We start from the raw sequence: 26,909 nt of genomic DNA on the forward strand, positions 1-26,909 counted from the left end.
ACCGGAAGAGGAAGAAATCCTTGAAGTAGAAGAAGCAGAACCGGAAGAGGAAGAAATCCTTGAAGCAGGGGAAGCAGAACCAGAAGAGGAAGAAATTTTTGAAATAGATGCAGCTGAGTCAGAAGATCTGACAGATGAATCAGAAGATTTGTCTGAGGTGGAGGAACTGATCTCAGAAACTGAAGTTGTCAATGATGAAGATGATTCAGAAGGAGCAGCAGTAAGAGAGACTATGGACAATAAAAGTAATGAAGAACCAATTTTATCACCAGAGATACAGAAACTGATTGATGAGATTGAAGGTGTTATTCCGGAAGAGGAAGAAGTAGATGCAACAGTAAGTTCAGAAGAAGTTCTTGAGGTAGAAGAAGAACCACATGAAAATATGGGAGAGCTTGCGGATGATCTCAGACTCGGTGAGGATGAGTACGAAGATTATGATGCGTATGACTGGGATGATGCAGAAGAGTTTGACGAAGACGATATTTTAGATGATTATGAAGAGTCTGAAGACGATTTGTTGGATGATTATGAAGAGTCTGATGATGATCTGTTCGGTGAGGAAGAAGGATATGATGATTTGGATGCCTATGGTTATGAAGAAGACGATGAGGATGATGAAGTAATTAATCCAAGAGATCTTTTCACAGCAGAAGATAAGATTTCAGATGATGATCTTCTTGGTCTGAATTCTTATGAAGAAGTGCCAAATTTTGAAGATGAATTCAGCGTGAATCCAGCGCATAGTGAGGAACCGGATGACAGAGAGATTCCGGATGAAGATGACGGAATTGATATCATGTCTGCGACGACACCATTGAGCCGTAAAGAGACTGCAAAATTGATCGCAACAGGTAAGACATCACCATTACCGTTAGATGAGATTGCAGATGCAATGTCTGATACAGGATTTATCGTGCATGGTCGTTATGATCTTGAAACACAGAGCGGAATTGGTACAAGAGCAGGACTTACAGATGAACAGAAGAAACTCTTCTCTTATTTCGTACCTGTACGTGGTATGAGTGAGCAGCTGGTAGATGTACTTGAGCAGGATAAGAACTGTACAAACCGCAAAGGAACTTCCAGAACAGGAAACCTTCTGATTATTGGAAATAAAGGAAATGGAAAGACAGTTCTTGCTGTTGATGTTGTAAAGGCAATTCAGAAGCAGCGTGATATCCGTCAGGGTAAGGTTGCAATTGTGACAGGTGAGTCACTGAATAAGAAGAGAATCGGAGACATTTTCCGTAAATTGTACGGCGGTGCACTGATCATTGAAAAAGCCGGACAGATGAACGAAAAAACACTCGCCAAGCTGAACAAAGCAATGGAGCAGGATACAGGAGAACTTTTGGTAGTTCTTGAAGAGCAGAGAAAACCACTGGACAGACTTCTTTCTTCCAACAGAGAATTCAGAAGAAAATTTACTTCCAGACTTGAAGTGCCGATCTTTATTAATGATGAGCTTGTAACATTTGGACAGACTTATGCTCAGGAGAATGGTTACAGAATCGATGAGATGGGAATTCTTGCACTGTACAGTAAGATTGATTCTTTACAGAGAGAAGATCATGCAGTAACAGTAGCAGAAGTGAAAGAAGTGATGGATGATGCGATCGCTCATTCACAGAAAGCTTCCGCAAAGAAGCTTGTGAAGAGAGTATTTGGAAAGAATACAGATTCTTCCGACAGAATTCTGCTTTCAGAGAAAGATTTCAACATTTAATGACATATATTTGTTAAGAATTAATAGACAGTCAGTAAAACGACTGTCTATTTTTGTGCAATAATACATTTTCTCTTTCTTTTTTATACAGTATCAAGTATAATAAAACTATAGTGTTCAAGGGGAGAATGAAACTTTGTTACCAATTGAAAGATTCGGTAATGTGCCTTGATCTATAAGAAATTGTATGGTTTTTAAATCATTACAATCAGGAATATATTTGAGCAGTGAGGTGGCTTTATTATGGTTAAGAAAAACAGCACGAAGACGAAAGTGCAGCCTTATGAGATCGGAGAACTTGACCATTATCTTTTTGGGCAGGGAAATCATTATGAGATTTATAAAAAGATGGGTGCCCATGAGGTGACAAAGAACGGAAAAAGAGGAGTATATTTTGCGGTATGGGCTCCTCATGCAGTAAACGTTTCTGTAATCGGAGAGTTTAATGACTGGGATGAGACGAAAGATAAGATGAAGAGAGGAGAGCCTCTCGGAATATACACATGCTTCGTTCCGGAGGCGAAGAAAGGGGATTTGTATAAGTTCTGTATAGAGACACAGGCGGGTGAGAAGATCTATAAAGCAGATCCATTTGCTAATTATGCAGAGCTCCGACCGGGAACAGCATCCAGAATTACAGACATTTCTAATCTGAACTGGTCAGACAGTAAGTGGATGACAGCTCGTGAGAAGTGGAATAACAAAGAAGAACCAGTGTCTATTTACGAAGTGCATATGGGTTCCTGGATGAGACATCCTGGAAGAGAAGATGAAGGATTCTATACATATCGTGAGTTTGCAGAAGCAATTACAAAGTATGTAAAAGAGATGGGATATACTCATGTTGAGTTGATGGGAATCGCAGAGCATCCGTTTGACGGTTCCTGGGGATATCAGGTAACCGGATATTATGCACCCACTTCACGCTATGGAACACCGGAAGATTTTGCATATATGGTAAATTATCTTCATAAGAATAATATCGGTGTTATTCTTGACTGGGTACCGGCGCATTTCCCGAAAGATGCACATGGTCTGGCAGATTTTGACGGAACACCGACATTCGAATATCCAGATCCGAGAAAAGGTGAGCATCCTGATTGGGGAACGAAGGTTTTCAATTATGAAAAACCGGAAGTTTCTAACTTCCTTCTGGCGAATGCATTGTTCTGGGTTGAACATTATCATGTAGACGGACTTCGTGTAGATGCAGTGGCATCTATGCTGTATTTGGACTACGGAAGAGAAGATGGACAGTGGATTCCGAATAAATTTGGTGGAAATGAGAATCTTGAGGCGATTGCATTCTTTAAACATCTGAATTCTGTAGTTTGCGGAAGAAATAAAGGCGTTATGATGATCGCAGAAGAGTCTACAGCATGGCCGAAGGTGACAGGATCTCCTGAGGATGACGGACTTGGATTTACTTTGAAGTGGAATATGGGATGGATGCATGACTTTACAGAATATATGAAACTGGATCCTTATTTCAGAAAAAATGCACATCATATGATGACATTTTCTATGGAATATGCATATTCAGAGAACTATATTCTTGTACTTTCTCATGATGAGGTTGTTCATCTGAAATGCTCCATGTTGAATAAGATGCCGGGAGAAGGATGGGATAAGTTCCGCAACTTGAAGGTGGCATATGCATTTATGATGGGACATCCTGGAAAGAAGCTTCTCTTTATGGGACAGGAGTTCGCACAGCTTCGTGAGTGGAGTGAAGAGAGAGAACTGGATTGGTTCCTTCTTGCAGAAGAACCACATCAGCAGATTCAGAACTGGTATAAAGATTTGCTTCATCTTTATAAGAAGAATAAGGCATTGTATGAGTTGGATAATGATCCGAAGGGATTTGACTGGATCAATAAGGATGATATCTTCCGGAGTATTTTCAGTTTCACAAGACATTCAAAAGATGGTAAGAAAAATCTGCTCTTTGTATGCAATTTTACACCGGTAGACAGACCGGATTACCGTGTTGGTGTTCCGAGAAGAAAGCAGTTTAAGCTTGTTCTTAACAGTGATGAGACAAAATACGGCGGATCAGGAGAAGAACGCCCATTGGTTTACAAACCAGAGAAGCAGGAATGTGATGGTCAGAAATATTCCTTTGCATATCCTCTTCCGGGATATGGTGTGGCAGTATTTGAGTATTAAGTTGTATAGTATAATGTTTTCCACGAATAGATGGAATAGGAATTAGACATACATTAATTTGCCCCTGCATAGATTGTAAAAAACAAACTATGCAGGGGCTTTTCTATGAGAGAATATATTGAGGAGCGTGCAGTGGAAATTGCAAATTATATTATAGAAAATAATGCGACAGTGAGACAGACAGCAAAACAGTTTCGGATTAGTAAGAGTACGGTGCATAAGGATGTTACAGAACGTCTGCTTCAGATCAATCCATCATTGGCTCATGAAACACGTAAGGTTTTAGACACCAACAAATCAGAACGTCACATCCGGGGAGGGCTCGCTACCAGAGAAAAATATTTACACTTGCATGCTTCCAATTATTGAAGTTAATGTTACAATAAAAGTGGATATTCAATCAGAAACACGGACATTGAGAGGAGATTGTTCAAATGCGGGTGGCAATCGTTGAAAGGGATGAAAAAGTATTAGAAGAACTGAAAAAAGGTTTAAAACGCGTAGATCCGAATTACGAGTTGGCGGGGATTGCAGGGAATGGACAGTCTGCATATGAGATGATAACAGTTATGCAGCCAAATCTTGTTATCATGGACATTGGGCTTCCGCGGATGAATGGGTTAAATTTTTTGAGAAAATTACGCACGGAAGGACGTGAGTTCCGTGTGATTATTATAACAAAGGATGAAGATTTTCAACAGGCAAAGCAGGCAATCGATCTAGGGGTGGACGGATATTTAGTACAGCCGTTCCGGCCGATGGAGCTTAAGAAGGCATTAAGCCGTATTCATGAAAAAATCAGGAATGAATATTGGATGCAGGCTTCTTTTACTGTTGAAAATGTTCTGTTAAGCTGTAGATATGGAGAAATTATATCGAATCAGAAGTTAAATGAAATGACTATCCGGAAATATGGTTTTACAGTGGATGATCCGGGATATTTATTTACGGTTTCAATGGCAGACGAATACGAGGAGCAGAAGGAAAATATACGTGGATTTCTCGAAGAAATCTGTAGACGTGAGTGTGGATTTTCGGCATCTGTTATATGTTCGGATCGATGGAAACAGGTGTATCTGATCATTTACCGGGTACGTGAAGCAAGGAACTGGAAAGAATATTTTAAAAAAAATGTGGTTACTGGGTTATGTAGGAATTTTCCGGGGACAATTATTTGTGTATGGATAGAGACAAAACAGCTGACAAAGCTGGTAGATGCAATGATTCAGGCAGGAAGTCTCATGGAATGGAATCTTCTTCAGCCGCGAGGAGTTTTAATCTGTCAGCAGACAGTTGAGAAATTTGAAACTGTTCCGGTTCGTTATCCGGTAGAATTAGAACAACGAATGCGAGAAATGATTTTCGATGAAAACAAGAAAGGAATTGCCAGACAATTTCAACTTGTTTGTGAGGAAATGAAAAGAGAAAAATATTTTCCAAAAGAAATAAAATACAGTATCATTCGTTTTTGCATGGCAGCTGGATTGAATTATAGAAATTATGGCGGGGAGATTGACGAAACAAAAATCCTGAGTCTTATGCAGCAGATTACCTATGCCATCAGCTGGAAACAGATAGAGAAAGCGATTCAAGGCTTGGAACGGATGATATCATATGAGCATAAATTTGAGCAGTACAGTACGCTTATCCAAAAAGCAATGGAAATTATAAGAAAAGAATATGACAGTGGTATTACATTGGAAGAAGCAGCGAGCCAGCTTTATGTATCGGAAGAATACCTGAGTTCTCAGTTTAAGAAGGAGACAGGATATAATTTTACAGAAACTGTGAGGAAATACAGGATAGAAAAAATAAAGGAGCTTCTTAGGACAACAAAATATAAGATGAATCAGATTGCGGGGCTTGTCGGTTACTCTGATCCAAAATATATGAGTAAGGTGTTTAAAGAGGAGGAAGGAATTTTACCGACGGAATACAGACGTAACTCCAATGGGATTTCATAATCAGGAGTAATTTCATATTGCTTATAGAAAAAAGTAGAGAATAAGAGGCATATTTAATTAAAAAAATACACTTTTATAAAAAATTTCACCCTTTTAAATATAAAAAATGTGCTATGATATATGTGAAAAGTGAAAAGGATTTCATAGCCGTTAAGGCAGAAAGAGGTGAAAAGAATGAGCACAATGAACATTACTTTCAAACACCCGGATGAGATCATTGATTTCTTGAAAACAGTATGTAAATTTGACTTTAACATGGACATGAGAAGAGGACGGGCAGTAGTAGATGCGAAGTCATTACTTGGAATCATGAATCTGGGATTGAATAACGTGATTGAACTGCAGATGTATGCAGACGATTGCACAGAACTTGAAAGACAGCTAGAAAGATTTGCAGCATAAAATGGAATATAAAAATGGGATGTCGGGCATTTGTTCGGCATCTTTTTTGATATATTATACCTATAACAGTGGATACATAGAATGCGCACTGCGGTGGTGTACGATGTAGGTGTCGCAAGCGACCACCGTAGGCGTAAGAGGGTGCTGAGGCACATTCTTTGTTCTGGATAGATCAAAAGGGGAATAATTACCGTGTATAGTAATAGAAATTGTGGATAAGATTTTATTTTACATAAACAAATACTTGTAAATCAATGCTTCCTCTACTATAATGAAAAACAGAAAAAGATATATAGATAAAGCAAATAGTTTTGATTGGATTTTACAGGAGGAAAGATTTGAAGAAAGAATTAGTGATTGTCCTTGACTTTGGTGGACAGTATAACCAGCTGGTCGCAAGACGTGTCAGGGAGTGTAATGTATATTGTGAAATTTATTCATATAAGACAGATATTGAAAAAATCAAAGAGATGAATCCAAAAGGAATCATTCTCACAGGCGGACCGAACAGCTGTTATGAGCCGGATTCACCGACTTATTCAGAAGAACTGTTCAAGCTTGGAATTCCGGTTCTCGGACTTTGCTATGGCGCACAGCTGATGTCTCATGTACTTGGTGGAAAAGTTGAGCGTGCAGATGTAAGAGAATACGGTAAGACAGAAGTTATTATTGATAAAAAAGACTCCAAAGTATTTGAGGGTGTTTCAGAGACAACAACATGTTGGATGAGCCATTTTGATTATATTTCAAAGATTGCTCCGGGATTTGAAATTACAGCACACACTGCTGATTGTCCGGTTGCAGCAGCTGAGAACGCAGCTGAGAAACTGTATGCAATCCAGTTCCATCCAGAAGTACTTCATACAGTAGAAGGAACAAAGATGATCAACAACTTTGTAAAAAATGTATGTGAATGTGCGGGCGACTGGAAGATGGATGCTTTTGTAGAGAATACAATTGCAGAGATCCGCGAGAAGGTTGGAAACGGAAGAGTATTGCTCGCACTGTCAGGTGGGGTTGATTCTTCAGTGGCAGCAGGACTTCTTTCCAAAGCCATTGGAAAACAGCTTACTTGTGTATTCGTAGATCACGGACTTCTTCGTAAAAATGAAGGAGATGAAGTTGAGGCAATCTTCGGACCAGAAGGACAGTTTGATCTGAACTTTATCCGCGTAAATGCGCAGGAAAGATATTATAACAAACTTGCAGGCGTTACAGAGCCAGAAGCAAAACGTAAGATTATCGGTGAAGAATTCATCCGTATCTTCGAAGAAGAAGCAAAGAAGATCGGTACTGTTGAATTCCTTGCACAGGGAACAATTTATCCGGATGTGGTAGAAAGTGGTCTTGGCGGAGAATCCGCTGTGATCAAATCTCACCACAATGTAGGAGGACTTCCGGATTTTGTAGATTTCAAAGAAATCATTGAGCCGCTTCGTGATCTTTTCAAAGATGAAGTTCGTAAAGCAGGACTTGAGCTCGGACTTCCTGAAAGACTCGTATTCCGTCAGCCATTCCCAGGACCGGGACTTGGAGTACGTATCATCGGCGAAGTAACAGCTGAGAAAGTTCGTATCGTTCAGGATGCAGATGCTATTTATCGTGAAGAGATTGAAAATGCCGGACTTGATAAGACAATTGGTCAGTATTTTGCAGCACTTACGAATATGAGAAGCGTTGGTGTTATGGGTGATGAGAGAACTTATGATTATGCTGTAGCTCTTAGAGCCGTTAATACGATTGATTTCATGACTGCAGAGGCGGCGGAGATTCCGTATGAAGTTCTGAATAAAGTGATGAGCAGAGTTATAAATGAAGTTCGTGGGGTGAATAGAATATTCTATGATCTGACGAGTAAGCCACCGGGAACGATTGAGTTTGAATAATTACCACATCTCTGAAAAGCCTTATAAATGATATGCTCCCCATATGGTAGACAATGGAAATATCCAAAAATCTATCATATGAGGAGCATATTTTGTAAACAGTGAATACTGCGTATCACAATGTGCCGGAGATAGGAGAACTGATTTATGAGAAAGAGGTAGTGGTTGAGACGAATGTAAAAGATAATTCATTTTATTCGTATGCAGATTATCATGTCAGTACTGATGAGAAGAAGGTACGAATGGTAGGTGGTAATGGAAACGATGATGTACTAGCAGTATATGAGAAACTTAATAGCTTCTTTAAGCAAATTGGTCACGAAGCTGATTTTGACAGGCTATATGAGGAATCAAAGCGTTTAGTAGATGTTGTTAAAAAATGTTGTGGCAGATAGGGAAGAAAAGGTAGCAAGAGAACTTTTGGCATGTGGTTCATATAAGTACCTGAAAACATCAGTGAAAGCAAATGCTTTTAAGTTTGATTTAAGTGATACTGGTGGTAATTTGAAACTTTTTATGAGTGTGCTGGATAAATTGGGTGTGAAACTTGATGGGGATCAATTGTACGAGGAGTATCAGAAGATTTATGAGGAGACTGTCAGCAAAAATGAGATGTACGAGATGGAACAGGAGAAGCAGTGGAATAAAGGTAGAGGGAGATAATTTCTCTGCTTCTATTTCTTAACAGAAAACAACAGAAATAACGGATGGAAATAACAAATTTGCGGAATTCACAAAACTAATCGTGAATTTAATTTTCAAGAACGCGAAAATTTTTGGAAATAAGTATATACAAACAAATGTTTGCATGGTATGATGGGTTAAGATATAAAATAGGGTTATATTTAACCCAAACGGAGGAAAGAAATGCAGACGATAAGTTACAAAAAGCTCTGGAAGCTGTTAATTGATAAAGATATGTTAAAAAAGGATTTGGCTCAAAAAGCTAAGATTAGTCCTACATCCATCGCAAAATTATCCAAGAATGAGAATGTAAATACGGAAATTTTGCAGAAAATTTGCAATGCCCTTGACTGTGATATTTGTGACATTATGGAGATGGTCGGGAGCAGTTCAGAGAAGGAAGGCGAGGGACAATATAATGATTAGATTAGCGACAGTTTTTAGTGGTATTGGAGCAATAGAACATGCATTACAGAGAATGCAGATAAAAAATGAGATAATTTTTGCTTGTGATAATGGCGATGTGTCAATTCTTACGAAGAAAATAGACATGAATATAGATGAAATAGGAAATGAGTTAAAAGCTTTATCGAAGATTATTAAAAAGATACAATTTAATGATGAAGTCGAGGATTTGTATAAAAACCAGTTGGATGGCATGTTAGCAGAAGCGCTAAATGAATATGAAATTGTTTTAAGTAAGATTGATTCGTTTCCAAAACAAGATTCGAAGTTGATAGAAAAAATTTTAAAAAATGTTATTTCTATGAAGGGAGTAAAAGCTTCAAGAGTAAAAGAATATAAAAAGTTTTTAGCTGAACTTGGACAGGGATCTGAGCAGCAGGCAAAACTTAGAGAATTGCAGGTTATACTTGAGGTTTCTAATGACTATAAAAAAGATAATTCACTTGAGGATCTTGGAAAAGATATTGAATTTGAAAGTGGCGATGATATTGATTGGAGAAGCATTTCGGAGTTGGTATATTCAGCTTACGAAAAATTAGAAGCCCTGGATGGAAAGAAGATAATTCGTAAGGTACAGGATTTATCGCAGAGAGCAAGTCAGTTGCACGAGAAAATTAATTATATGGATGTCCAAAAGAAGCTTGTAGCCATGGGTGATGACTGGACTGCCCGAAAGAAATATGTAGATTCTCTTTATGAAGGAATGGAAAAGAGAAATAAGGTAAAAGCATCATATATGGCAAATTATAATATTAAAGATGAGCAGTTCCATTGGAACGTTGCCTTCCTGAATGGCAAGCAATATGCTGGTCAGGTGGATCTCTTTGTTGGTGGAAGTCCTTGTCAATCATTCTCTTTGGTAGGTAAACAGCGTGGCTTGGATGATACAAGAGGAACACTTTTTTATGAGTATGCCAGACTGATTGATGAAATAAAACCGAAGATTTTTATTTATGAAAATGTAAAAGCTGTTACTACACATGATGGAGGAAAAACATGGGAGAAAATGCAACAGGTTTTTTCAGAATTGGGCTATAAATTTACATGGTCGATTTTGAATTCAAAGAACTATGGTATTCCGCAGAATAGAGAACGATTATTTGTTGTAGGATTTCGTGAGGATTTGGAACTGGCAAAAAAATTTAGTTTTCCAAATCCAATTCCGTTAAGGAAAAAAATGAAGGACTTTCTTATGGATAATGCTCCTGGAGGATATTTTCTCCCGAAGAAAGGAGTAGAATTTGTAACAAAAGAAAAAAATCTTTCAAAACGATTCACGCAAATTGATGGTGAAGTACAACTATGTCAGAAGAAGAATCAACAGTTTAATTGGCATGGGGATTTTGTTTTTCAGTCAGAAGAGGATGCGAAAGAGAAAGAGATACCAGAACTTGAAAAATATTTTTTATCCGAAAAAGTAGTTAAATATGTAATGGCTACAGGAACAAAGAATTTTTATAGTAAACCAAAGACTGACTTAGATATTGCGAGACCATTACTTACGACCATGCACAAAATGCATAGAGCTGGAGTTGATAATTATGTTACAACAGATGGAAGATTGAGAAAGCTTACACCAAGAGAGTGCTTACGTCTTATGGGATTCTCAGACAACTTTAAGATAGTAGTATCAGATACATCTATGTATCAGCAGGCAGGTAATTCGATAGTAGTTGATGTTTTGATTCATATTATGAACAAAGTTATTGAGAGTTGCCCATCTTTAGTCGAGGAGGAATAGAATTATGTCATTTACACCATTTGCTAGATATAGAAATTTTACATTGGCAAATCTTAAAGCTTTGCTTGAAGTTTATCCTGATATGGCAAGAAGTATTCCGTGGGAGGAGGCAAAGGATTTTGCAGAGGCAAATTTAAAAGGTTATAAGAGGACCGCCTATCAACAGGCATGTCAGCTTGGTTTGGAGGATAGAACAAAAGATAGCTTTAGAATACACAACTATTTATATACATTTGATGATGAGAATCTTACAAAATATCTTGTATTTTGGTTTAAGACATATTTTGCACCAAATCCACATGTGAAATCATCTGATGAGGCTTTTTTGCTTTATTGTCGTCTTTGCGAAGATATTTTGCAGAGCGAAAGTCATTCAGTGAATTTTGAAGATTTTGTAGAAAAGAATATCGGGGGAAAGAGTGATGATATTTTACTCAATGCAATAAAAGCATATGCTGCACCTGTGAAGTACAGAAAAGTTGGAAATTATGATAATTTATATATTTCTGAATCTGATATTAATGCTATTGAAGATGAAGTAAGTTTTATTAAAGCAAACTTCCCTATCGGTAATCAAAAGTCTGAACACAATTTTTTTGAAAGATTCTCATATGCAAATTTCTGTAAGTTTTATGGCAAAGATGAAAATCCGGAAGTCAAAGATGGTGAAGAAATTAGATTAGCAGATACTTCACGAGTCGAATTACATTTTGAACAAAGCAAAGAATGCGCACGTCAACTTGTGGATTGTGTATATCGAATAGATAATTTTGAAAGATTTTCCAAAGTTCTGAAGAATAATGATAAAAATGTCAAGATTATTACAGATGATTTAGGCGGAAATTATCTTAGATATATGTTTGCTAAATCAACATCTGACTTGTATGAGAATACCAGTGGTGGAAAGAAACGTGTGTTTTTGGATAAAGACTATGAAATTAATGTTGATGGTATGACAGAAAAATGTAGATTATCAACCGAGTGGGTAAGCTCTGAACTTGGAGATGGTACCGCAAGTGCAAATTATCTTCAAGCATTAATGAAGACCATAAATACATATTATTCTGATGTTTTAAAAATATACGAAGAATTTGGAAGATGGTACTTAGAGTATTTGAAACAAGACTTCAAATTGTCTGATTTGCCAGAGTGTTTTAAATCAAGATTTGCTCAGAGATATATTCAATCACTTTTGGCAAAACCATTTGTGATTTTAACTGGAAACAGTGGAACTGGTAAAACAAGACTTTCTAAGCAGTTTGCAGAATATCTTGAGGTTGACTTTGGAAATGATGAAAAAAACTGGTTACTGATTCCTGTCGGTGCAGATTGGACGGACAATACAAAGATACTTGGTTTTTACAATCCATTAGCAATTGATGGTAAAGGCGAGTATGAGAAGACTGCCATTTTGAAGTTGATTGAGAGAGCGAATCTTCCGGAAAATAAAAGTGTACCATTTTTTATTATACTGGATGAGATGAATTTAAGTTATGTAGAGAGATATTTTGCAGATTTTCTTAGTCATATGGAAACACCAGATTTGAAGTTTGTTTTGGATGGATATCCAGGAGTGCTTAGGTATCCTGAGAACCTGTTTGTGGTTGGAACAGTCAATATCGATGAAACTACATATATGTTTAGTCCAAAGGTACTGGATAGGGCTAATGTAATTGAATTCAAGCCGGAAGAAAATTCTGTATTGGATTTATTTGTTAATCCAGCAGATAATGAAAACATCAACCCTGCTAGTGACGGAACAGCAGAAGCATTTGAAAAAATGGCCGTACTTATTAGAGCTGGAAAAAGTAATTTGGAGGTAGATATACTTGTCGAAATTCAAAGCGTTTTCAAGCGAATTTATGAGATTGTTGAAAAGAGTGGATACGAATTTGCATATAGAACTGTCCGTGAGATTCGACAATATTTATCAGCAGCTTATGAACTTACGGAAGACAAGGAAACTTTTGATTTTTACTCCATAATTGATGAGCAGCTTATTCAGAAGATTCTTCCTAAAATTCATGGGAATAATAAAGAAATTGGCGGACTGCTCGAAGAACTGGGAGCATTGTGTGTAGAGTATAATTTGCCATTAAGCAGAGAAAAGATTGAGAAGATGAAAGGAAAACTTGCACAGATCCAGTATGCAAGCTTTATATAAAATATGGTTGCAGCATTACGTTTCAGGGTGAATGGAGATTATGATGCGTACTTTTACCCTGTCGGAACATACAATAAAATAGACTGGGAAAATGAATTACCTTGCCAGTTAGGCACAGATTATTCGGTATACTTATCTAAATCAGAAGATAATATTGAGGCTATTGATATAGTAAATGGATTGGATGGAAAACCAATTTTACGACTTATTGAAACGAAGCAATATATTATCAAGCTGGATAAAAAGAGCAAAGATTTCGTATCGTTACCGATTTTGCAGAATGAAAATAACAAGGCTCCGAAAATTTATGAAGACGAGAACTCTGTCACATTCCAGTATATAAATTACCTGGGAAGAACGAAGGCTTCATTTTCTGATTCCAATCAAAAAAGAACTCTTGTCTTTGAAGTAGTTCCTAATAAAATGGATTATGAAGATGATTATATTGAGCTTACAGAATCCATTGCAGAGCATTGTTCGGAATTGTTATTGGAGTATTCTGGATTAACATCGAATGTATTTAGTATATCGAATGAAGATTCAAGAACCTTGCTGGAACAATTTATCTTTTTACGGAGATTCTGTTTCAGTGAGAATCTTTTAGGACTGTTTGAAGCCATAAAGAGAAATCCTGATCGTATATTGATAGAAGATTCGGAATTTAAGCCTATAGGATGCGGAGTGCCTTCGAGGAAAATTTTTACACATCCTTTTAGTTATGGACAAAAATGGAGAAAATATGAGACTGAGGACTTGCATACACATTATCTCCCGTCAACGATTGCAGTTTCGAAAAAAAGGGACAGCATTGATACAGTCGCAAACAGATTTTTGAAATTTGCATTGGAGAAGTTTCAAGTTATCTGCGAAGAATTAATCAAATCTCTTGAGTCCGCAGGTGCGGAAAAGCAAACTGAATGCTTGCGCGAAGCTGTTAATATTCAGCAGATGTTGAATGATATTTTGAATGATCGTTTCTTTGATGAAATTGGAAGGCTTGAGATTATTCCTCAGAATAATCAGGTTCTTCAAAAGAGAGCAGGCTATTCGGATATATTTTTTGCATATTCCATGGTTGACCTGGCACTGCAACTTGATTGGAAAGGGAAAGATTCTGTATATGAGGGAGAATCAAAAAACGTTGCTCTCCTGTATGAATATTGGCTTTTCTTTGAACTAGGCAGTATAATTAAATCTATAGATGGATGTGAAGCGATTACTATAGAGGATACACCATTTCTCACAACGGATAATGGTAAGTTGACTGTATCACTGAAGGAAGGAAAGAAATCATGCCAGGCATATGTAATTAAAAATCTTAATACAAGAATTAATCTTTATTATAATAGAACTTTTGTGCCAACTGATTTTCGTACTACAAAGTATGAAGGGTCGTATTCACGACCGTTCAGACCAGATTATACACTAGCTATTTTTCCATGCAGATATCAGGGAGGATATGATGGAGGAGAGAGTAAGGCCATCAAAGATGGTGCTGTAAGTTATATCCATTTTGATGCCAAGTATCGTATTACAGAATTAACTTCTTTTGTTGGAAAAGTTGATAATGCTACCGATTTTGACGACAGCGAATTAGAAGATGAGAAAGCATCAGAGGTCACAAATACATATAAACGTGGCGATCTTTTAAAGATGCACACATATAATGACGCAATTCGTAGAACGATTGGAAGTTATGTATTATATCCTGGAAATGCAAAACAAGCAGATATGGGTAATAAGGTGTTTAGCCTTTATGATGAAATTCTCCCAGGTGTAGGTGCATTTGCAATAAAGCCAAGTAATAGTGCGCTAGGAGAGAAGGAACTGTGCAGATTTATTTCTGACATGATAAAAGAAAAGGGACAAGATAATTCCCGACTCAATCGACTGAAGTATTATGCAGAAATGGTTATGCAAGAACCGGCTGCATTTAAGAATACGCAAGTAGATTCATCAGATGGATTAGCAAAGGCATTATGTGTCATTGGATATATTCGAAGTGAAAGACCAAGCGATTACTACCACTCGCTTGAACAGAATGATTTGCTCAAGCCAGGAAAGGAATTTTTGTTCTATTACTATGCAATAAAAGGAAACACGGTATATTCTCATCACCATGATATTGCAAAAGCTGGAACATTCAGGTTTTACAAAAACAATATTGATATTACAAAAACATATGATTTAGAACCAATTCTTTGCGATATAGTTTCTAATAATCTTGTTTCAAAGCAGGAACTTGTAAATCAGCTTAATTCTCAAGGTTTCTTAACGTCTGTAGATAACCATAATGCGGATTTTTACTATGTAATGAAAGTAAAGGTTGTTAAGGATTGTTTGCCAAGAGAATCAAAAAACATTAGCGATATAAATGGCATTAATGGCAATGATAGTTTTAGCCCGCACTCTCCAAAAGTAATAGATATACGAGCGTTTTTGGCCTCACCGTAATAAATAACTATTTGTTTAGGCAAGACCCTTTGGTGTGTTGGATATCGAAAGAATAACAATATGATGTATGCATCATGGGGACAAAATGTAGAGGAAATAGGTAAACATATTTCATGTATTGAAGGAGAAATAAAGAATGCAGAGAATTAATGATGATGAAATCTTTTTTGAAAATATCCCTTTATATGGTTCAAATATTGTAACAAAAGGTTCAAGTGGACTTGGAGGGGAAATTTATTTTAATATAAGTGATATAGATTTCTTTGGAGGAAATGTGAATTCAACAGAAACAATTGCTGGAAAAGAAGTATATTCTTTAAATAAATCGAATGTATATAGATTCGATAAGAGAAATCTTTTAGAATATATGGATTCGATAAAAGATGAATTCATACTTAACTTATTTTATGATTACAAAAAATTTACTAGAAATTCCGACAAATGGAAAATGATAGACGAAGATGGATGGAAGTATAGGAGAGAGGAAATTGAACATGCATCAAATTTAGAATTTGATATGTATCTAAAAAAATCTACATTAGACAGAGGATTTATAGGTTGCAATTCCTCTGATATTTATTCTCTAGTGGTTGCGTATACATTGATTCCTAATTATACAGAATTAAGAATCCTGCGAACAAATGAAAATGGACATAATTGTTATACATTTTTGATGAGTCTAAAGTCTTCTGTAGATTTTGTTTCAGAGTTTAATCAGGAGTTCGAAGAAGAGGTTGAGGATAAAAGAGGTGTAAACAGAGAGGCTTTGTTAAATGATGCATACAACAGAGGTGGTAAACCTGGTAAGTCTCGTGTTAATACGACTGTGTTTAACAGAGATCCTGTGATTGCAGCGGCTGTAAAAGAAAGAGCAAATGGACAATGTGATTTGTGTGGACAACCTGCTCCGTTTAATAATGCTAATGGTTTTCCTTATCTAGAGGAGCATCATCTAGTCAGACTGGCTGATGGAGGAAATGACAGCATAGATAATGCAGTGGCACTGTGCCCTAATTGTCATAGGAAAATGCATATTGTAAATGATGAGAGAGATACGGAAACACTTAAGAAAAGAATTTTGGCATATGTGAATGCGATGAATAAAGAATAATCGTAATTTTATACTTTATAGATATCTTTTGTGAGTTGGCGAATAAAATTGTGAGGCATAAAATGTAAAAGATAGAAAAGCTGGCTAAGTTAATCGAAAATAATTGTTGAGGTGATTTTGTGGCAGATGTTTTAACCAAAGAACAACGACATAAAAACATGAAAAATATTCATGGAAAAGATACCAAAATAGAGGTTATATTGAGGAAGGCATTATGGGGAAAAGGGTATAGGTATCGTAAAAATTATAAAAAGCTGCCAGGGAGCCCGGATATTGTACTGACAAAATATAAGATAGCAATCTTCTGTGATGGAGAATTTTTTCATGGGAAGGATTGGGAAGTATTAAAACCAAGACTGGAAAAGGGTAATAACAGTGAGTTTTGGATAAGCAAAATATCTCGTAATAGAGAGCGGGATGATGAAATAAATAAGAGATTGCTGTTTGAAGGCTGGACCGTTATCCGGTTTTGGGGTGATGATATAAAGAAGCATACAGATGAGTGTGTTAAGATTGTGGAAGAAACAATCTTTGAGAATAATCTGATAGAGGACACAGGTGTGCAGTGGATTTAAGAAAATATTGGCGGATTACGAGGGACAAGCTGAATTTGATGAGTCTAAGATGCCAGCCATTGATGCAGCTAATGATGATTTTACATTGACTTTGTATAATCTGAATTATGCCACTAATTATGCAACACAGGTAAATGAAAATGTCATAGAAATTTCGGAAGAAAATTAAGAAGTTAATGCTAGAGAATTCTAAGAAGAAGCTTGCTAAAGCATGTGAGATTCTGAAAATGATTTCGGAAAATCCGAATATTTCTATTGATGAATTAAGAATAGCCTGAGATGTCACAGATAGAACAATTGCTAGATATATATCAGAATTAAAGGATAAAGGTATCATAGAACGAAAAGGTCCAGATAATGGTGGTAAATGGAAAATTAAGTAAGTGAATGACAGTAAATATGGCACTCAATGTGACACCCAAACTTTTACTCAAGAATATTCCGAAGTTAGTCTCAACGAAGTCTCACTAGATTTGAGACTGAGTGAGACTCTATGATATAGCAAAATGCGATAAAACCGGGATTTGCAGGTAAATTATAAAGTTGTAGTCTCAAGACAGTCTCATTTTTGAAATCGTTTGTTGAGACTAACATGAGACTGAGGAGGTTCAAAATCATGGACATAAGTAAAAAAGATTGGAAGCTATTTCGAGAAAGATTATCAGGCTGGCAGGAAAATTATATGGAAAGTCTTGTTAAAGAGTATGCAAATTTTCTGAATGATGATAAAAAGCCTGCATCAGAGAAATTCTGGGAACTTGAAAAACGGATAAAAGAAGATAAACGTCATCCGGGAGTTGTCATGGAACTGAAAAATCAGAGGTAATATGTGATATGGTTCATCTTATAAGATTAAAGGTAATCACATCTGACGATTTGTCGGAATTCAGTGAAGAATTGAGGCAGGAAGTGAAAAGAATACTTGAGATGAATAGATAATGACAGAAGGAAGGTATGACAAATGCGTGATCTAATAGAGAATGTTACGAGACTGCAGAAGCAGTTGAATAATCTGCAATTGGAGAATCAGGTATTAAAGAATATATTGGATAAAGCGGGATTGTCATATCAAAATGAACTGGCAAGTATAAGGAAAACGGAAAAGAAAGAGGAGTTTGATCCAAAACAGGGTAAAAGGATTTTGAACCCCAAAGAAATTACAGACAGGATGGCAAAGCTCTTTTTCTCATTCTTTTGGGGAAGAACAGATGTATATGCGAAAAGAAATGTAAATAAAACCGGAGAGGCGGCATATTATCCGCAGTGTGATAATTTTTAGTCAGATAATTGCCATAGGAAATTAAATACACATATAGATTGCAAGGATTGCAAATATTGTTCGTATACAAGATTAGATTTGTCAACCATATTGATGCATTTGAGGGGAAACTCTTATGCTGCGAAAGATGTAATAGGCGTATATCCGTTATTGGATGATGGAACATGCAGATTCCTGGTATTTGATTTTGATAATCATGAGAAGAATGCAGAAAAAAAGGATTTTGCAAATACAGATGCTACATGGATTGAAGAAGTCGAAGCTATGAGAGATATCTGCACATTAAACGGTATAGAACCTTTGGTAGAGCGTTCACGCACAGGCAAAGGTGCACATATATGGATATTCTTTGACAAGCCAATATCGGCGGCATTGGTTCGTAAATTTGGCTTTGCACTTTTAGATAAAGGTGCAGAGCAGGTGAATTTAAAGTCATTCAATTATTATGACAGAATGCTGCCAGCACAGGATTCCTTAGAAAATGTGGCAATAGGAAACCTGATTGCATTGCCATTACAGGGAAGGGCGTTGAAAGATGGCAATAGTGCATTTGTGGATAGTAACTGCAATGGAATGTTTTATTAAGTAAACCTAAGCTTTCAGAGGAATTTTTGGAGAATAAGATAAAAGAATGGACATTTACAGTAGAAGACCTGGAAACATTCGTGGATGAATAATCCGGCTTCCGTGTCCCTACTGTCCGGGGATAGGAAACCGCAAATCCGTTTTTGAGGAAACCACCATTCCGGTGGTGGAAACCTTTATCATAAATCCTTTAGAATGTAATCATACACCAAGGTGTAAATACATTCAAAGGAGGTCATGACTATGACCAAGTATCGAGAGATTCTCAGACTTAGTAGTCTGGGAATCAGTCAGCAGAACATTGCCGACAGCTGCAATGTCTCCAAGAAGACGGTCAATCGCATTTTAAGGCGAGCTAAGGAATTAGATATTTCCTGGCCGCTTGATGAAAGCGATACCGATGCTGTACTTGCAGAAAAGTTTTCCCTTCTGCAAATCAAATCACATCCAATAAAAGGATGCCTGATTACGCTTACATTCGTAAGGAGTTGCTCCGTAATGGAGTCAGTAAAAAACTCCTTTGGACGGAATAGATGGAGGATTGCCGAGCCAATGGCGATGAACCACTCATGTATTCACAATTCTGCTACCACATCCAACAGGATGAGCAGAAACATCGTGCTACCATGCATATCAACCGTAAACCCGGTGAACAGGTTGAAGTTGACTGGTTATGACATTCTACTCATAACCAGTCAACCTGCATAGCATCTTCAGGTTTATGTGTGATACGCATAGTTGCTTTTGTGAGCCTTGCCCATTTGCGATATTTGTCACAAAACTGCGTGTACATGTATGGCGTCAGCTTAGATGCATAGCAATCAGAGCAGTATTCCGTCCATAATAGAGTGAGATTTACACCCGGCTTTGCTAATTCTTTATGTTTGTAGCTGTAATCAGGCTCCTTTCTAGGATTGACTGCTTCTAACTTATTAGGATAAAGCAGTGCATACAACTTTTCATTGGTCGGTTGGTCATTCAACGGCCAACATAAGTTATTTTCAGCGGCCAGTTTTATGACCTCGCTGATTGTGTTACGTGAGCTATGCACGCTTGCAGCGATTTGACGCTGCGTGTACTTAAGGCTGTTAAGTCTTAAGATTTCTCGATAATCAACCATAATTATCGAATATCCTATATGAATAGTCACACGTATCGTGTGCCGACTTCATTATAGGATAAATTTATATGAATGGCTCACCTTCCGTGAAGGTGGCTCTATTCATCCGTAATGGTGGCTCTGAATCTCCGTGCAGATGGTTCTATGTCACCGGAATATACATCTTTGCCCTTTTTTATAAAATAAGGTTTGCCCCCTGACATAGTGTGTTTTAAAAATAGCGTTTTTCGGGAAATTTGGAAAATGGCTACAATGCCCATAAATACTAGCTTTGAGAGAAAAATGTCAATTTTCAATTCCCGAAAAATTTCCCCGAAAATTTAGTTTTTCGGCATCTATTCTCAATTTTTCGGGAAAATCATTAAATTTTTCGGCTTTTCTTCAAATTTTTCGAGAAAGTAAATTTAAGTGATTTAAGCTAGACATAGTAGGATTGTTTTTTAAAACTAATAATAGTGAATCAAGAAAGGTTGGATGACATGAGGACAAGGATTCAAAAAACAATGTGTGTTAAAAGACAACTTACTAAGTGTAAAGGTGTATGCAGGACATATGATGATGTTCAATATGCAGGAGCTGATTACATTAATGAATTGGATGGTGTTAAATCATTTGAATGTAATGTATTGCTAAAAGGACTGGCAGAAGGAGATTATACAACAGATTTCGTTCTGACAATGGAAGATGGAGAGATTAAGGTTTTTGAATGTGTAAGAAGAGAGGCTCTCACAAGACCGAAAACTGCAAAGCTCTTAGACGCATCCAGACAGTTTTGGCTTAGAAGAGGCGTGACGGATTGGGGGCTGATTGTAAATGAGTAGGAAATTTATAAAATATAATGACAGATTATGCAGGATATTAAAAGAAAATGGAGAACACAGTCTGATTATTGACTGCATGGCTACAAGGCTTCCAGTGTGGATTAATAATGAGGTTTTTGATGACTTGCCAGAAACAGAAATAATTGCCAGCGATGTGATTAAGGGGATTCTTTCTATAGAGGAGGCTGAATTAAATCCTGCACAGACAGCAGTTATAAATAAGAGATTTACAATGATTGCAGATATTCTTCCTGTAATTGAAAATAAACTAGAACGGGCAGAACAGATAAAAGCAGCTGCAAAGAGGTTCGGGGTCAGTATTGTAACAATAAGAAAGAGTGTAATTATGGCACTTACAGGAGTTGGAAGGAATACATTTTATAAGATTTTAAAAGAGCGTGAAATTCCAACAGGGAAAAGCTTTAATGCTTCGGATATTGAAACAGCAGTTGCAATGTATAGAAGTGGTGATACAGTAAAGGAAATTTTAGAAAAAACAGGAATCAGCAACAGAAGACTGTATAGTGAAATTGCAAAGAGAAAGATTCCAAGAAGAGAAAAAAGAAGTGGCTCAAGGCACAGCGATTTCTATGAGAAAACAAAGAATCATTCGGATTACATAATAGAGCATTACAGACAGGGGGAAAATATGACACAGATTGCAAGGGCGTTATGTATGGATTACAATACAATAAAAAGTGTAATAGATGATGCTAAAGACAAAAAGCTGATAGAGGAAAAAAGAGACTGTGACATTGAACTTGAAAAGGAACGAAAGGCGGCAAAGACCATAGCTGATGTCTATATGGGAATGGATAAAAAGCCTGATGTGAAGGAGATTGCAAAGTTATTTAAGGTGGATGTGAACAGGCTGTATTATGCGATTGGAAAGGTGAAGTTGGAAGAGGAATAATGGTGAATCATTCCTTGTGGGCAGAGGAAAAACTAGATGTCGATTTGTATGAGACAATCTTTGGCGAAGTGGATGAGTAATGAAGAAATCTAGTGGCATTGATTTGTCACTAGATTATTTTGTTATGAAAGATATTCGTAGAATGAGAGCGGACGGGAGTGTAAAAATATGATAAAATTAAAAAGGATATATTTTGGACTTGCTTGAAAATATATTTTGTAAATACAAAAAAGATTAAAGGGGAAGATATATGAATTGTTCAAATATAGAAGTTTTAGATGAATTACAAAAATTGGAAAACATGTGCGGGGAGTATAGTGGGGAATTAAAATTTTTAAGCAAAAAGATTAGAAGAGATATTTGGATTAGCGGTAAAAATGACTATATTCTTTCAAAGATGCTTAAGACCTTCAATGTAGTATTTGAATGTATGTACAATATCACAGGAGAATTTAGCTTAGGAACCATTATAGAATATGTGCTGTGCTTATCTAAATATGGTATTTTTATTAATTCGGCTTTAAATGCCACATATTATCAGAAATTAATAGATGATATACAGATGGAAAGTGCCAGACTAATTATTGAAGAGCAGTGGAAAGACATATATGCTTCAAAGGATGGGATGAAAACATTTATTGAAATATTTGATGATATATTTACTAAATGCATTAATTTATATAAAGACAAGTTCTTTCATGAATTGAAAAGCACAGATGTACTGTGCAGAGCTGTAAGAGATTGGAACCATGATACGGATAGGTTTATTCCATGGCCAAACAAGACTAATAACAGATGGAATCCGCCTGGAAAAACATATCTCTATTTATCTTTTTCAGAAAAAGAGAGTGTTTATTCCGATAAGTTATCCTTAAATGAATATATATGCCTACAAGAAATTAGAGCTGAAAAAGGGGAAAAATTTTCGTTTTGTAAATTTGAACCTATAACAAAAGGGAATATTTTGGATTTATCGTATAATGCTGTTTCATTTGGACAGTTGAAAGGTATTGTTTCAGATTATCAACAAGAGATGACTCAAAAGATGATAGACGAAATGATGTCGGACCCAAATTTGATAGAAAAATATGCAGGAAACAAGCGAAAACTCAAACGGGACATTAAGAAAAAGCAAAAGAAGAATCCGATAGATGAGAGCATTATTCAGGAATCCTATGCGAAGCAATATTTAAAAATGGTTTGTAATTGTATATATAAAAAGGTTGATGAAAGTAGTGAAGATAAAAAGGAAAAGGCATATAAATCTTTTCACATTTTATCAGAATATTTGGAAAACAAAGGTGTAACAGGAATTATTTATCCTTGCACGAGAGACAATACGATTTCTGGTAAAAATCTGGTGTTATTCAGAAAAGAAGATGCTGTGCCAGTTGAAAATTCAATAAGGGAAATTATTTATTAGCATTATCAAGTAAAGGAGTGAGGTTAAAATTGGATAGTAATGATTATGAAGAGAAACTGCGTGAAATTAGGGCTGCATTAAATAGGATTCCTAAATATATGGAGAATCCTGAATTTAAAAAAGCAATAGAAAATACGCAAAGAGTGGCAGCTGTATTGGGAAATATGGTCGTGGCAATTTCTCAAAGTGAAGCGGTTAAAGCATTTGGTAGATTAGCTGAGCAACTAAGTAATATTAAATTACCACAGCTTTCAGAAGAGGCAAAAGAAGGGCTGGAAAATTATCATTATTTGAATAAGTTGGAAAGTTTACAATGGCCACTATATTTTTGGGTTAGCAAAGACCTTATGAAAGAATTAGCTCCATATACAAGTATATCAGAAGAAAATGAAGACGAAATAAGTACGATTGTTTGCAAATTTTGTACTGCTGAATTTATAGATGGACTGCTTGTGGATTGGAATAATTCCACTGTAATGGATAGGAAAAGGATTCCTATATTGCAAGAGGCTATTAGTTTATATAATAGTGAATTATATTATGGCTGTGTGTCAATTTTAGCTTGCCAGCTTAATGGAATTATCACAGACATATATAATATGCAAAGAGCATATGGGAAAGAGTTTGATTTAGAAGATGTGAAAAGGGCATATCAGAGTTTTAATCCACAAAAGAAAGTTCCGACAAGAATTAAGAAGGATAGTGAAAAGACACAATTATTGTGGTTTATATCAGATGCTGAAGAAGGACTTATGTATTGGATTAAATCAATAGAATACATATATAACATTATTTTAACCTCTGAGGACAGTATGAATCAAAGTAGTCATCCATGTAGAAATAAGATTTGTCATGGAATACAATTAAACTTTGGAACAAGAGAGCATGCATTAAAAAGTATACTTACTATAGATATGATGATTCGATTAGGAGAAAACCTCAAGCACATTAATGAGAATAACGCAGAAAACTAAGGTGCACTAAAAGAGTAGGGGAATTATAAGGTGTAAGTTTGTGCGAAATGCAAGAATCATAAAAACTAAGGACAAAAGTAAATGACTATTGTATAATAATCCTTATAAAAATTCAGGAGAGGAATGATGTAAATGGATATAGATAAAATTTTTAGTGCAATTTGGGAAGGAAAAGAATGGATTTTTAGTGGAATTGGTGTAGTGGCATTAGGCTTTATTGGAAAATGCATAATAGGAAAAAAGTCTGGTGAGAATTCAGATACATATACAGTAAAATCTAAAATGCACGATAATAACAATGTTTTAGGTGGAAACAATATTACAGGTAAGAAAAATCAAATTATTCAGAATGATAATAGTAATGCGATTTCTGTAAAAGGAAATGGTAATGTAGCTGGGAATGGAAATAATATTACAAATAATTTTATTTATCCTAACAATGACAATAATTTGAAAGAAAATGCTGATTCATGGTTTTCTGAAAGGTTTAATGTACTACTTTCGCTTTTAAATGATGCAAGGGGGGTTTTTGAAAAAGAATATACAGTTGAATATGTAAGCTCTCTTATTGGGTTAAAAAATGTAGATGAATTAAAAGTTTATTTAAATCAAGGGAAAGAGCCAGATGATGAATTTAAGAAGAAATTTGTTGATGTATTTGGCGTAAATGAAGAGTGGATGGTACATGGCAGGGGTGAATTTCCGTTTGCATCAAATATTAAATTTTTATATGATAACCCAATGGATATATTGCGAAGAGAAGATTTGAAAGTCATCAGTAAATTTATTGGTGTTATTGGAGATGTAGAAGGAAGAAGACACGCATGTATTATAAGAAAAAGAGATGAATTATGCTATGAATTATATCCCAAGTATTTTGTCTTAAATTCAAATGTTGGTGGAGCAGGAACAAGACAATTGGTTGGTTTGTATAGATTTTTACGAGAAGCAGATAGAATAAAAAAACTTGCTGGTGTTGTGTATGATGCAAGCGAAGAACAGATGGAAAAATTAATGAAGGGCGAGTTTCAGCCAAAGAAAGTGGAACAATTTAAAGTGGCAAGTAATTTTTTCGATAGTTTTATGTGTATAAGTGAAAAGGAGATAGAGAGAAATAAGAATTTTTGGGATGAGGAATTTATTTTAGTACAACAAATAATTGCTGCAAATATTAAGGATTGCGATAGAATTAATCAGGAGTATGATTTAAAGCTTATTAAGAAAAATCTTGGAGAAGATTCTCAGGATAAAGAGGAAGAAAGCAATGATATTGATTCATTTGATGCGTCAACACCTTTTTTTAGTTATAGATTTGGAAAGGCATTTCCAGGGGTGCGGGGAATAAAAGAATTTTCAAATCCTAAAGAATGTGTTGATAGATTACAGATTCTCTTGAAAAAACCACTTAGTGGAAAAAAATTAGGAGGTCCTATATGGTGGTTTAGAGGAGGAAGTAATTTAGATATCAATAATTTTGAAAGAATTTCTGATGAAAAATTTTTGATGGATTGTGATGAGATAAAAGTTAAAAGAATTGTTGCATATGCAGCGGGAGAGTATTATAAGAAATTTGTTTATGTAGAAGCTTATCCTGAAGAAGAAACAGGTTTATACCAATATGATAAGGGACATATAAAATTATGGGCAGATAAGTATGGATATTACAATGAAGAATATGCAGAATATGAGAATAAAAAAGTAACAAGGTCAGAGTATGATGATGGTGCGGCTGTGATTGATGGTAAAGTTGTTGATTTAAAGGGAGAAGCTAAATTAAGAATTCGTTATATTACACCATATAATTTTATTATCTGTGCACAATTCAATCCAATTAATAATGATAATTATGATGATATGATGGTAACATTGTTGAATGGCATATTAAAAGGTCAGAATTCTGTCGAGGAAATAGTAGAATTTGTAAATAAAATGCCAAGAGATAGAAGAGATATGTAGTCAATAATTTGGTTGAAAATGTAATGGGATTGTAGTACAATTAAACTAAGACAATCCTACTATGTCAAAGGGCGATCGTAACTTTCATTTGAAAGGCAAAAGAGAATTTTATTTTTTATAATCCCAAGAATCTGACATAGTAGAAATACTGTGTCGGGTTCTTTTTTAATGTTCTGAAAGTGGCATAAATAAAGGATTTGAACGGGACAGTAGAACATATTTTATGAAATGTAATGAGTGGGGAAGAAGAGAAGAGGAATTGAAATAAAGTTTCTCTTTGCCCTTTTTATAAAATAAGGTTTGCCCCCTGACAAAATTTGTTATATTCAGAGACTGGAAAGCCTTGAAAACAGGGCATTTCCGGTCTCTTTGCTTTTGTTCTGGTTCTATTCTGGTTCTGTTATCAGAGGGAATAAAGTGATTCAGTAACCGCTCAATAGGTTCTTTCCATTGTTAGTTGAATTCAAAGTATTAAATTGATATGATATGTATAT

At 35.8% G+C, this 26,909-nt stretch carries 20 protein-coding genes and 4 pseudogenes; 23 read left to right on the forward strand and 1 reads right to left on the reverse strand.

Annotation, left to right across the window (positions count from 1 at the left end; all coding sequences use genetic code 11):
• The 18 genes and pseudogenes from LI126_RS13850 to LI126_RS15950 all read left to right on the forward strand — a co-directional run.
• Window positions 1–1,729, forward strand: a pseudogene (locus LI126_RS13850) (hypothetical protein); the annotation flags it as partial.
• 243 nt (window positions 1,730–1,972) lie between these two features.
• Window positions 1,973–3,898: a 1,4-alpha-glucan branching protein GlgB gene (glgB, locus tag LI126_RS13855; RefSeq protein ID WP_196020600.1), complete on the forward strand. Its 1,926-nt coding sequence runs from the start codon at window positions 1,973–1,975 to the stop codon at window positions 3,896–3,898.
• Window positions 3,899–4,003: 105 nt separating this feature from the next.
• Window positions 4,004–4,267 (forward strand): sporulation transcriptional regulator SpoIIID, encoded by a 264-nt coding sequence (spoIIID, locus tag LI126_RS13860; protein ID WP_015530105.1) that lies wholly within the window; start codon window positions 4,004–4,006, stop codon window positions 4,265–4,267.
• 65 nt (window positions 4,268–4,332) lie between these two features.
• A complete protein-coding gene (locus LI126_RS13865) occupies window positions 4,333–5,862 on the forward strand; it encodes a response regulator (RefSeq protein ID WP_227165595.1) in 1,530 nt (509 codons plus the stop codon).
• Window positions 5,863–6,036: 174 nt separating this feature from the next.
• The gene (locus LI126_RS13870) at window positions 6,037–6,264 is read left to right on the forward strand and encodes an HPr family phosphocarrier protein (RefSeq protein ID WP_015530108.1); all 228 of its coding nucleotides are present in this window, start codon (window positions 6,037–6,039) and stop codon (window positions 6,262–6,264) included.
• A gap of 338 nt (window positions 6,265–6,602) precedes the next feature.
• Window positions 6,603–8,150: a glutamine-hydrolyzing GMP synthase gene (gene guaA / locus LI126_RS13875; RefSeq protein ID WP_055146606.1), complete on the forward strand. Its 1,548-nt coding sequence runs from the start codon at window positions 6,603–6,605 to the stop codon at window positions 8,148–8,150.
• Window positions 8,151–8,251: 101 nt separating this feature from the next.
• Complete coding sequence (locus LI126_RS13880; protein ID WP_227165596.1) at window positions 8,252–8,545, forward strand: hypothetical protein; 294 nt, start codon at window positions 8,252–8,254, stop codon at window positions 8,543–8,545.
• Complete coding sequence (locus LI126_RS13885) at window positions 8,517–8,813, forward strand: hypothetical protein (RefSeq protein WP_227165597.1); 297 nt, start codon at window positions 8,517–8,519, stop codon at window positions 8,811–8,813. The genes LI126_RS13880 and LI126_RS13885 overlap by 29 nt, the downstream gene beginning before the upstream one ends.
• A 204-nt stretch (window positions 8,814–9,017) precedes the next feature.
• Window positions 9,018–9,260 (forward strand): helix-turn-helix domain-containing protein, encoded by a 243-nt coding sequence (locus tag LI126_RS13890; RefSeq protein WP_015530116.1) that lies wholly within the window; start codon window positions 9,018–9,020, stop codon window positions 9,258–9,260.
• The gene (locus LI126_RS15735) at window positions 9,253–11,040 is read left to right on the forward strand and encodes a DNA cytosine methyltransferase (RefSeq protein WP_015530117.1); all 1,788 of its coding nucleotides are present in this window, start codon (window positions 9,253–9,255) and stop codon (window positions 11,038–11,040) included. Before LI126_RS13890 ends, LI126_RS15735 begins: the two co-directional genes overlap by 8 nt.
• Before the next feature lie 4 nt (window positions 11,041–11,044).
• Complete coding sequence (locus LI126_RS13900) at window positions 11,045–13,204, forward strand: McrB family protein (protein WP_015530118.1); 2,160 nt, start codon at window positions 11,045–11,047, stop codon at window positions 13,202–13,204.
• Window positions 13,205–13,207: 3 nt separating this feature from the next.
• Entirely contained in the window at window positions 13,208–15,658 is a 2,451-nt protein-coding gene (locus LI126_RS13905; protein WP_227165598.1) for a DUF2357 domain-containing protein, read from the forward strand.
• 136 nt (window positions 15,659–15,794) lie between these two features.
• Entirely contained in the window at window positions 15,795–16,769 is a 975-nt protein-coding gene (locus LI126_RS13910; protein WP_227165599.1) for an HNH endonuclease, read from the forward strand.
• 119 nt (window positions 16,770–16,888) lie between these two features.
• Complete coding sequence (locus LI126_RS13915; protein WP_117915788.1) at window positions 16,889–17,344, forward strand: very short patch repair endonuclease; 456 nt, start codon at window positions 16,889–16,891, stop codon at window positions 17,342–17,344.
• Window positions 17,328–17,513 carry a hypothetical protein gene (locus LI126_RS13920; protein WP_227165600.1) on the forward strand — a complete coding sequence of 62 codons (186 nt, stop codon included), beginning with the start codon at window positions 17,328–17,330 and terminating at the stop codon, window positions 17,511–17,513. The genes LI126_RS13915 and LI126_RS13920 overlap by 17 nt, the downstream gene beginning before the upstream one ends.
• A gap of 447 nt (window positions 17,514–17,960) precedes the next feature.
• Window positions 17,961–18,283 (forward strand): annotated as a pseudogene (locus tag LI126_RS13925) (hypothetical protein).
• Between the two features lie 229 nt (window positions 18,284–18,512).
• A pseudogene (locus tag LI126_RS16330) lies at window positions 18,513–19,208 on the forward strand (TOTE conflict system archaeo-eukaryotic primase domain-containing protein).
• A 243-nt stretch (window positions 19,209–19,451) separates the two neighbouring features.
• Window positions 19,452–19,879 (forward strand): annotated as a pseudogene (locus tag LI126_RS15950) (helix-turn-helix domain-containing protein); the annotation flags it as partial.
• Between the two features lie 14 nt (window positions 19,880–19,893).
• On the opposite strand, the gene LI126_RS13945 reads toward LI126_RS15950, so the two are convergent.
• Entirely contained in the window at window positions 19,894–20,328 is a 435-nt protein-coding gene (locus LI126_RS13945) for a hypothetical protein (protein ID WP_227165603.1), read from the reverse strand.
• Window positions 20,329–20,831: 503 nt separating this feature from the next.
• Between LI126_RS13945 and LI126_RS13950 the strand changes: the two genes are divergently transcribed.
• The 5 genes from LI126_RS13950 to LI126_RS13970 all read left to right on the forward strand — a co-directional run bounded on the left by LI126_RS13950 (window position 20,832) and on the right by LI126_RS13970 (window position 26,415).
• A complete protein-coding gene (locus LI126_RS13950; RefSeq protein ID WP_227165604.1) occupies window positions 20,832–21,149 on the forward strand; it encodes a Tn7 transposase TnsA N-terminal domain-containing protein in 318 nt (105 codons plus the stop codon).
• A complete protein-coding gene (locus tag LI126_RS13955; RefSeq protein WP_227165605.1) occupies window positions 21,142–22,062 on the forward strand; it encodes a hypothetical protein in 921 nt (306 codons plus the stop codon). Before LI126_RS13950 ends, LI126_RS13955 begins: the two co-directional genes overlap by 8 nt.
• A gap of 250 nt (window positions 22,063–22,312) precedes the next feature.
• Window positions 22,313–23,485 (forward strand): hypothetical protein, encoded by a 1,173-nt coding sequence (locus tag LI126_RS13960; RefSeq protein ID WP_227165606.1) that lies wholly within the window; start codon window positions 22,313–22,315, stop codon window positions 23,483–23,485.
• Window positions 23,486–23,514: 29 nt separating this feature from the next.
• A complete protein-coding gene (locus LI126_RS13965; RefSeq protein WP_227165607.1) occupies window positions 23,515–24,459 on the forward strand; it encodes a hypothetical protein in 945 nt (314 codons plus the stop codon).
• A 132-nt stretch (window positions 24,460–24,591) separates the two neighbouring features.
• The gene (locus tag LI126_RS13970; RefSeq protein ID WP_227165608.1) at window positions 24,592–26,415 is read left to right on the forward strand and encodes a hypothetical protein; all 1,824 of its coding nucleotides are present in this window, start codon (window positions 24,592–24,594) and stop codon (window positions 26,413–26,415) included.
• The last annotated feature ends 494 nt before the right edge of the window (window positions 26,416–26,909 follow it).

The sequence above is a fragment of the Mediterraneibacter sp. 210702-DFI.5.30 genome (assembly GCF_020560115.1).
Taxonomy (GTDB): domain Bacteria; phylum Bacillota; class Clostridia; order Lachnospirales; family Lachnospiraceae; genus Mediterraneibacter; species Mediterraneibacter faecis.